Raw genomic sequence first — 8,146 nt, 5'->3', positions numbered from 1 at the left:
GATCGCAGACTCTGGCTTTCCGTGTAGCGGGGCTCGGAAAGCTAAACCGCTACGCCGCGGCACCTTCCTCTTTGGTTGGCCGGGTGAGGGCGGTGGCGATGGCATCGGAGACCTTATCTGCTGCGGCCCGGATCGGATCCGTCTTGAGGTGGGCATAGCGGGCGGTGGTCTGCACCTGCGTATGTCCCAGCAGCTTGCCGATCATCGGAAGATCCTCGCCGAGCTGAAGCGCATCGGAAGCGAATGAATGGCGTAGATCATGGATACGCAGGTCATCCAGCCCGGCGCGCTTGCGCAACCGGCGCCAGGGCTTCTGCATGTCGGTCAGATGCTGTCCCTCGACCTGGCCGGTGATGACGTAGGGATTGTCTTTGGTCTTGGGGATGGTTTTGAACACGTCGATCACGGCTCGGCCGATCGCAACCAGTTTGGCTCCAGTCTTGGAATCCGGCAGTCGCAGCACGCCGGCATCGAGATCGATGTACTCCCATTTCAGCGTCTGGATTTCGCTGAGGCGGCAGCCGGTCAGGAGAAGCAGGCGGATGCAGTTTACGGCCTCCCGCTCCGAATTGGATTCGCGCAGCACTTTGCCCAGGCGGGCGAGTTCGTCCGGGATCAGATAGCGCTCCCGCTTTATCTCTTTGTAGCGTTTCACTTTCCAGCAGGGGTTCACACCGTCGGTACGGACGCCCCAGGTATGGGCGACGGTGAACATGATGGAAAGGACGCCGAGGGTGCGATTGGCCTGGTAGGGCGTCGCCTTCATCGATTGGTGCAGTTCGACGACATCGGCGCGCGTCACGTCGATGATGCGGTGGGTTCCGATCTTCGGATCGATGAACAGCTCGACCGAGCGTTTGTACTCGGCCTGGGTGGTTGGCTTGCAGTGGGATGCGACATGCTCATCGAGAAAGCGTTGGCCGAATTCCTTCATGGTCGGCGACGCCTTGCGTCGATCGCGCTCCCCAGCCGGATCACCGCCGAGCCGAACCTCGGAGAGGTGCTTCATCGCCTCGGTGCGCGCGGCATCGGGGGTGATGGCGCCATGCAGGCCGATATTGACCCGACGAACCCGGCCTCCAGCCCGGAACTGAGCAAGATACATCTTCCGGCCGGACGGGTAGACGCGCAGGCCGAAGCCTTTCAGCTCTTCGTCCCAGATGAAGAATTCCTTGTCGCCGGGAACTGCGGCATCGACAGAACGTTTCGTGATCTTCGCCAAAGAACACCTCGTGAACGCCGGAATCTCCGGAATCAAATCGGAATCACTTGGGAGAAAATTGAAGCGACTCCAGTCATGCTGTATCGTAGCAAGAGGCCTAGAAAATATCAATTATAACAATGATCTATCGCAGTGCAGCGTGGCGTAGCGAGGTGCGTGGAAGATGGGCGAAGGCTCAAAAAACGAACTCATAACCTGAAGGCCGCAGGTTCAAATCCTGCCCCCGCAACCAACGATCAAAACGAAAAGAGCCCGCAGGTCTTCAATGACCGGCGGGCTCTTTTTGTGAAGCAAAAAAGAACATAACGGAAACAGTAAGCTGCGGTTATACCAAGTTTCGATGAGGATAACTCATCGAAACTTGGTCTGGCGCGATTAGCGCGCCCGCGCCATCGTTGGCGCGAAGCCAAGGGTTTCGGAGAAACCCGCCCGGCGATTGAGGGCTCGGTGATCGGTTCCGATCACCGAAAGTTGGTATTAGTCAACTCTCGGCACCCTTTTCGCGCTCAACGGGCGACAGCACCCGGAAATAAACAATTATTAAATATCAATATATCAAACAATCACTCCGATAACGCTAGGCAACCTTGAGGTGTTGTATCGCATCCGGCTTTTCCACCCCTTCTCCAACCAGCGATTTTAACTTGGAGAATAAAATCTCCTGAGTACTATAGTTGTTTTAAGGCCGCGGCTGGCGGCGAATGTTTCATGACGTGGGGATCATGCCTTTCAAACTTTTTCTCCTGGCAGGCGCGTCCGGAATCGTACTCGGCTTGCCGATGAGCGCGCACGCAGTGTCCTCTTGCGATACCACCGGCACCATCTCCGGGTCGGGAGCCTCGTGGTCCTGGACCTCGGGCAACTGCCAGATCGGGGCCACGGCGCAGCCCAGCGTGATCAGCGCCTCGGGCACGTCGCTGGGCACGCTGACCAATCTGGCCACCATCTCCATATCGGGCCTCATCCTGGCAAACTCCGGCACGATGGCGGCGCTGATCAACGGGGACACGCCCGGGTCCGGGGCTGCCCTCTCGAGCAGCGGAACCTCGGCCATCATCAACACCGGCACGATCGGCGCGCTGACCAACCACGGCACCATCAACGGGGCGGCGTCCGGCGCGATCATGAACTACGGCCTGATCGGGACCCTGAGCAACGACGGCACCATCAGCGGTATCCACGCCATTCACAATCACGGCCCCATCACCCTGCTGATCAACCAGGCGAACGGCGTCATCCAGGCGACCTCCAGCGCCATTCGCAACGACGTGGGCACCATCGGCACCCTGGTCAACGAGGGGATCATCAGCGGATCGCCGGCCGTGGAGAATGCCGTCAGCATCGGCTCGATCAACAATTCCGGCACGATCACCAGCACCGGCACGGCCATCCTGAACACCGGGACCATCGGGACGATCGACAATTCGGGCACGATTTCCGGCGCGGTCTATGCCATCAGCAACAGCTCCGCCGGATTCGGGATACTGACCAACAGCGGGGTCATCGCCGGCGACATTCTGAACAGCTCGACCACGGCCTTGACCATCAACGGCGGCTCCGCCGCCTACGGAACCCTGACCGGTTACGCCGCCGGTATGGCCGGAACGATCACCAGCACCCAGTCGAACCTCGTCTTCAACTCGGGCTATCTGCTGTTGAACGACGACATCAACGTCGGCGCGTCGCACCTGGTGATCAACAACGGCGCCACGCTGAAGCTCGCCAGCGCCCGCACCATTACCGGAAGTTATAAGCAGAGCGGCGGCGGGTTGGTGATCGTCACCAGCAATGCCGGAACCTCCTATGGCTATCTCACTGTCAGCGGCTCGGCCAGTGTCACCAGCACCTCCGTCACCATCTCCGGCGCCGGGCTGACCTCGGGCGAGACCTTCACCATCGTGCGCTCCGGGACCGGCGGCACTTATGCCAACGATACCGCCACGATCAGCGGCAGTTCGGGCCTGACGGCATCGGTCTCGACGTCCGGCGGGGATCTGCTCGTCACCCTGGTCACCTGCGCCAGTTGCGCCGGAACATCCTCTGCCGGAACATCCTATCAGGCGCTGGGCCGGCCTGCCGGCCATAACGCCGCCACCATGGGCGCGGCGCTGGACGCCTTGTCGTCCTCGGCCACTCTTTCGGCGGACATGACCGGGATCCTGTCGACCATCAGCGGCCTGTCGACGACCCAGGCGGCCCAGGCCATCCGGCAGTTGGGGCCGTCGCAGACGACGGCGCCGGCGCTGATGGGCTTTTCGGCGGACGGCCTGGCCTCGGGCGCGCTGACGCAACATCAGCAGGCGGCCATGGTCTACGATCCGGCGACCGGCAAGGCGGCCGGATCGGAGGGCCACGGCAATAGCTTGTGGGGGCAGGTCCTGGGCGGTGGCGCGATCCGGAGCGGGACCGACAGCACGGCAGGATTCCGCGTGAAGGAGTTCGGTCTGGCCTCCGGCGTCGATCATATGTTCGCCGACGATCTGATGGGTGGCGCCGCCCTGTCCTGGGTGCGGGCCTATGCGGCCGGCAGCGACAGCGCCGCGACCAATTCGACCCTGGACAGCTACATGCTGACCGGCTATGGCAGCTGGCGGCAGGGCCCTTGGTTCGTCGACGGGCAGGCTGGGGCGGGATACAACCGGTTCCATCAGAAGCGCGGCGTGGACTTCCTGGGGCGCACGGCCAACGTCGACTTCGACGGCGAACACTATCTGCTGCGCGGCCAGACCGGCTATGACTGGCCGGTGGGCGGCGCCGTCACCCTGGCTCCCCTGGCCGGGCTGACCTATCTCTATTCGGTCAATAACGGCTACACCGAAAGCGGGGCGGCCGGCGCCGACTTGACCATCGATCGCAAAGGTGCGGGCAGCTTGTCCCATGACCTCGGTGGCCGGGTGCGCTGGTCCGCTGAAACGCCATGGGGCCGCGTGAAGCCGGAGCTGCGCGCCGAATGGGTGCATGACTACCGCCAGTCGGGGCTCGCCACCACCGGAACGCTGGCCGGCGCCGCCTTCACCACCTCGACACCGCGCACCAGCCCGGACGGCGCCCAGATCGGCGTCGCCGCCACCCTCGAAGGGACGGACGCGCTGTCTTTCCGAGCCGAATATTCAGGCGATCTGCGCGCCGACTACCAAAGCCACACCGGGGTGATCAAGGTCCTTTGGGGATTCTGACGGAACGGGGCGTCCCGGCCTGGCCGAGGCGCCCCGACGCAACCAAATCTAAAAAGCCCGCAGATCCTGAAAACCAGCGGGCTCTTTTTGTCGCACAAAAAAGAACATAACGGGAATAATCACAATAAAATTTAGGCTTTGGCCCCGTCGCTTGGCGTGCAAACGACGAAACGCATACCGGGATGATTCGCCACATCAAGGCTCATGTACTCGAATATCAATCGCCCAGCGGTAGGGTGTTGGATGCGTTTGACGGTTGATGGCTGGTGGATCACGTCATGGTGCGGCCACCAACTCCGGAACTCGGGACTTCTTTCCATAAGCAGAGCGATCAGTCGCTCGAAATCCGGATCGCCGGCATAGTGGGCACTATCGGCCCGGAACATCGCAAGCGATAGGGGCGCCAGATCGTCCCAATCGGCCAGAAGGCGCCGGTGGGACTCGTTGGCGAACATCATGTGTATGAGGTTTCGCGCGTCGCCCTCCAGCCGCCCGAAGTCACCGAAGACGGCGGTCGCCGCCTCGTTCCAGGCAAGCACATCCCAGCGCCTGCCCAACACATAGGCCGGCTGATCGACCATGCTTCGCAACATGCGGATCAGAGACTCCGGGACATGCTCCGGCCCAGTCCCATGAGGCCGCGGTGACGGGCGATCGGCGAGAACAAACAGATATTGCCGTCCCGCCGGATCGAGCCGCAGGGCGTTGGCAAGTGCGTTCAGCACCTCAGCCGACGGCCGCACGTCACGTCCCTGTTCGAGCCATGTGTACCAAGTGGTCCCGACCCCGGCGAGGAGAGCCACTTCCTCGCGCCGGAGACCCGGCGTGCGTCGGCGAAACCCGTCCGGCAGACCGACCGAAGATGGCATCAGTCGCTCTCGCCGGGACCGCAGAAAATCCCCGAACTCCCGTCGGCGCGCTTCGGACTGGTTCGAGTGATCGTTCGACATGCCTCATCATAGCAGTATTGATACCATGATAACACCGAAACTGTTTGTCGATTCCGGATTGGCCAGAATCGCCCCCGAACAATGATTTGCGAAGGTGCGATGCGATGACCGGACAGACAAAGACAATCCTGATCACAGGCTCGACCGACGGCGTGGGGCGGCGGGTCGCCGGGCGCTTGGCAAAGCCCGGCATCACGGTTCTGGTCCACGGACGCAATCAAGAGCGGGGAAAAAGTCTGGTCCGGACCATCCGCGACCTAGGAGGCGATGCGGCTTTCTATTCCGCCGATTTTGCTTCTCTAGATGATGTCCGACGGCTGGCCGAAGACGTGCAACGCGATCACTCCCGGTTGGATGTGTTGATCAACAACGCCGGCATCGGTGTTGCCGGGGCCTATCCGCGGCGCTCGGAAAGCCGCGACGGTTTCGAGTTGCGCTTTGCCGTCAATTATCTCGCCGGCTTCCTGCTGACGCGGCTTCTTCTGCCGCTCCTCAAGGCCAGCCCGGCCGCCCGCATCGTCAATGTCGCTTCAATCGGCCAACAGGCGATCGACTTCGCCGATGTCATGCTGACGCGCGGCTACAGCGGCAGGCGCGCCTATTGCCAGAGTAAGCTCGCCCAAATTATTTTCACTTTCAACCTTGCCGAGGAACTTCAGGGTTCCGGCGTTACCGCCACCGCGCTTCACCCGGCCACCTACATGGACACGGCCATGGTGCACGGCGATGGTGTGGCTCCGGCGAGCGGCGTCGATGAAGGCGCCGATGCCATCCTTAACCTCGCCGTTTCGCCTGAGATGGCGGACCGGACGGGTCTCTATTTCGACGGGCTCCGGCCCGCGCGCGCCCAACCCCAAGCCTATGACGCCGCCGCCCGCGCGCGATTGCGCGTGCTCAGCCTCGAACTGACCGGCTTGGCGGCGACCATCGCGTGATTTTCGAGTTCTTCTTTCCGAGACGAAAGGAACCTCTCATGTCTTCACAACATAGCGTTATCGTCGGCGGATCGTCCGGCATCGGCCTTGCCACCGCCCGCCTGCTTCTCGACAAGGGGCAGAAGGTTACGGTCACCGGCCGCAATCTCTCCCGGCTGGAAACGGCAAGAAAGGCGTTGAACGGAGATCTTCATACGCTCGTCATGGATGCGGCCGACCCGGCGTGCCTGCCGGACGCCTTCGCCAGCATTGGTCATTTTGACCATCTCGTGCTCGCGCTCGGCAGCGGCAAGGGGGCCGGACCGTTCGCCTCCGTTCTGCTTGCCGACGTGCGCGCCGGCTTCGAGGAAAAGGTCTATGCCCATTTCGCCACGGCCCAAGCCGCGCTTCCCCATCTCAGCAAGGATGGCAGTCTGACCTTCATTTCGGCGGTGACGGCCTTCGCCGCTATGCCCGGCACGGCTGGAATCGGTGCGGCCAATGCAGCCGTGGCGGCCCTCGTCCCGATCCTCGCCGCCGAGCTTCGCCCGCTGCGCGTCAACGCCGTCTCCCCCGGCGTTATCGACACGCCCTGGTGGGACTTCCTCAGCGATGACCAGAAGGCCCCGATATTCTCCGACTATGCGGCGAAAACGCCGGTCGGGCGCGTCGGGCGGCCTGAGGATGTCGCCGAGGCCATCGCTTTCCTGATCGCCGATACCTTCATGTCGGGTCAGACGATCGTTTGCGATGGCGGATTGCGGCTGACGGCATAATGACGAGCCATGGCGGTATCCACGCTCACTACGCGGCGGGGCTTTCCCCGCTGCGTATGATCCCCTGGTCCCAAGGCGGGATCGGCATGAACGCCGCCACAAGCGCATCGACCACCACGCGCACTTTGGGCGACAAATCGCGCGAACGCGGCCAGATAGCGGAGATGGGAACATCATCTGGCGGCGTGAGGATCGGAACCACTTCGAGACGCCCGAGCCGGATGTCGTCGGCGGCCAGCCAGGTCGAGAGATAGGCCAGTCCGAGCCCGTTTATGGCCGCGTCCCGCAGAGCCTCACCATGGCTGATCGTGTGGCGTGGCCGAATGACAAACGGTTTCGACCCGCCGTTTTGATCGGCAACGGCCCAGGGAAGCGGTCGCCCGTCTCGCGCGAAAGCAAGGCAATCGTGATGGTCGAGATCATCACCGGTTGCAGGGCGGCCGCGACGTTCCAGGTAGGCCCGAGAAGCACAGATGACCGAATGCTGCGTGCCGATGCGCCGCCCGACCAGAGTCATCTGGTCGCCGGGATCGCCCAACCGCACGACGAGGTCGATGCCTTCCTCGACCAGATCGACACGGCGATCGGTAAAGGAAATGTCGAGGTCCAGGTCAGGATTGCGCTCCGCGACCGCCATCAGAACGGGCATAGCGCAAAGTCGGCCGAAAGAGACTGGAAGATTGACGCGCAAGATTCCGGAAACGGTCCGCTTACGCGAGGCAAGCAGCGACTCCGCCGCGTTCAGTTCTTCCAGTACCTTGAGACAGCTTGGGTAATAGACTTGCCCCTCGGCCGTCAGGCTCAGGCTTCTGGTCGTGCGATTGAGAAGACGGACGCCCAGACGTTCCTCCAGCCGGGCCACGCTCTTGCCCGTCGCGGACTTCGAAACGCCCATGCGCGCGGCGGCGGCTGTAAAGCTGCCTGTCTCCACCGAATGAACGAAGGCCGAAATGCCTAGTGCATTGACGCAAACGGAGGATTCACAGGCAGCCTGAATCATGCGATTCTCTCGGCATGGCTCAGACCGTCTGCATCCTGCTTTCCGTCGAAGACCGCGAGCGTTTGTCCGCCGTCATCGTCGACCGTAACCGCCCGCACAAGCACATCC

At 62.3% G+C, this 8,146-nt stretch carries 6 protein-coding genes; 3 read left to right on the top strand and 3 right to left on the bottom strand.

Translation table 11 applies throughout. The features are described 5' to 3' along the window. Positions 1 to 49: 49 nt before the first annotated feature. Complete coding sequence (locus tag CWS72_RS18805; protein ID WP_420824076.1) at positions 50 to 1,258, bottom strand: tyrosine-type recombinase/integrase; 1,209 nt, start codon at positions 1,256 to 1,258, stop codon at positions 50 to 52. 686 nt (positions 1,259 to 1,944) lie between these two features. Here CWS72_RS18805 and CWS72_RS18800 point away from each other — a divergent pair. Continuing rightward, positions 1,945 to 4,398: an autotransporter outer membrane beta-barrel domain-containing protein gene (locus CWS72_RS18800; protein WP_146002807.1), complete on the top strand. Its 2,454-nt coding sequence runs from the start codon at positions 1,945 to 1,947 to the stop codon at positions 4,396 to 4,398. A gap of 131 nt (positions 4,399 to 4,529) precedes the next feature. Here the strand turns inward: CWS72_RS18800 and CWS72_RS18795 are convergent, their stop codons facing one another. Beyond that, entirely contained in the window at positions 4,530 to 5,348 is an 819-nt protein-coding gene (locus tag CWS72_RS18795; protein ID WP_101252181.1) for a helix-turn-helix transcriptional regulator, read from the bottom strand. Between the two features lie 104 nt (positions 5,349 to 5,452). Between CWS72_RS18795 and CWS72_RS18790 the strand changes: the two genes are divergently transcribed. After that, entirely contained in the window at positions 5,453 to 6,283 is an 831-nt protein-coding gene (locus tag CWS72_RS18790; protein WP_101252180.1) for an SDR family NAD(P)-dependent oxidoreductase, read from the top strand. Between the two features lie 38 nt (positions 6,284 to 6,321). Then, entirely contained in the window at positions 6,322 to 7,038 is a 717-nt protein-coding gene (locus CWS72_RS18785; RefSeq protein ID WP_101252179.1) for an SDR family oxidoreductase, read from the top strand. 28 nt (positions 7,039 to 7,066) lie between these two features. On the opposite strand, the gene CWS72_RS18780 is transcribed toward CWS72_RS18785, so the two are convergent. Beyond that, positions 7,067 to 8,038: a LysR family transcriptional regulator gene (locus tag CWS72_RS18780; protein WP_101252178.1), complete on the bottom strand. Its 972-nt coding sequence runs from the start codon at positions 8,036 to 8,038 to the stop codon at positions 7,067 to 7,069. Between the last annotated feature and the right edge of the window lie 108 nt (positions 8,039 to 8,146).

Origin of the sequence: Telmatospirillum siberiense (assembly GCF_002845745.1) — a bacterium.
Taxonomy (GTDB): Bacteria; Pseudomonadota; Alphaproteobacteria; order Rhodospirillales; family Magnetospirillaceae; genus Telmatospirillum; species Telmatospirillum siberiense.
This window is presented reverse-complemented; position numbering and strand designations above follow the sequence as displayed.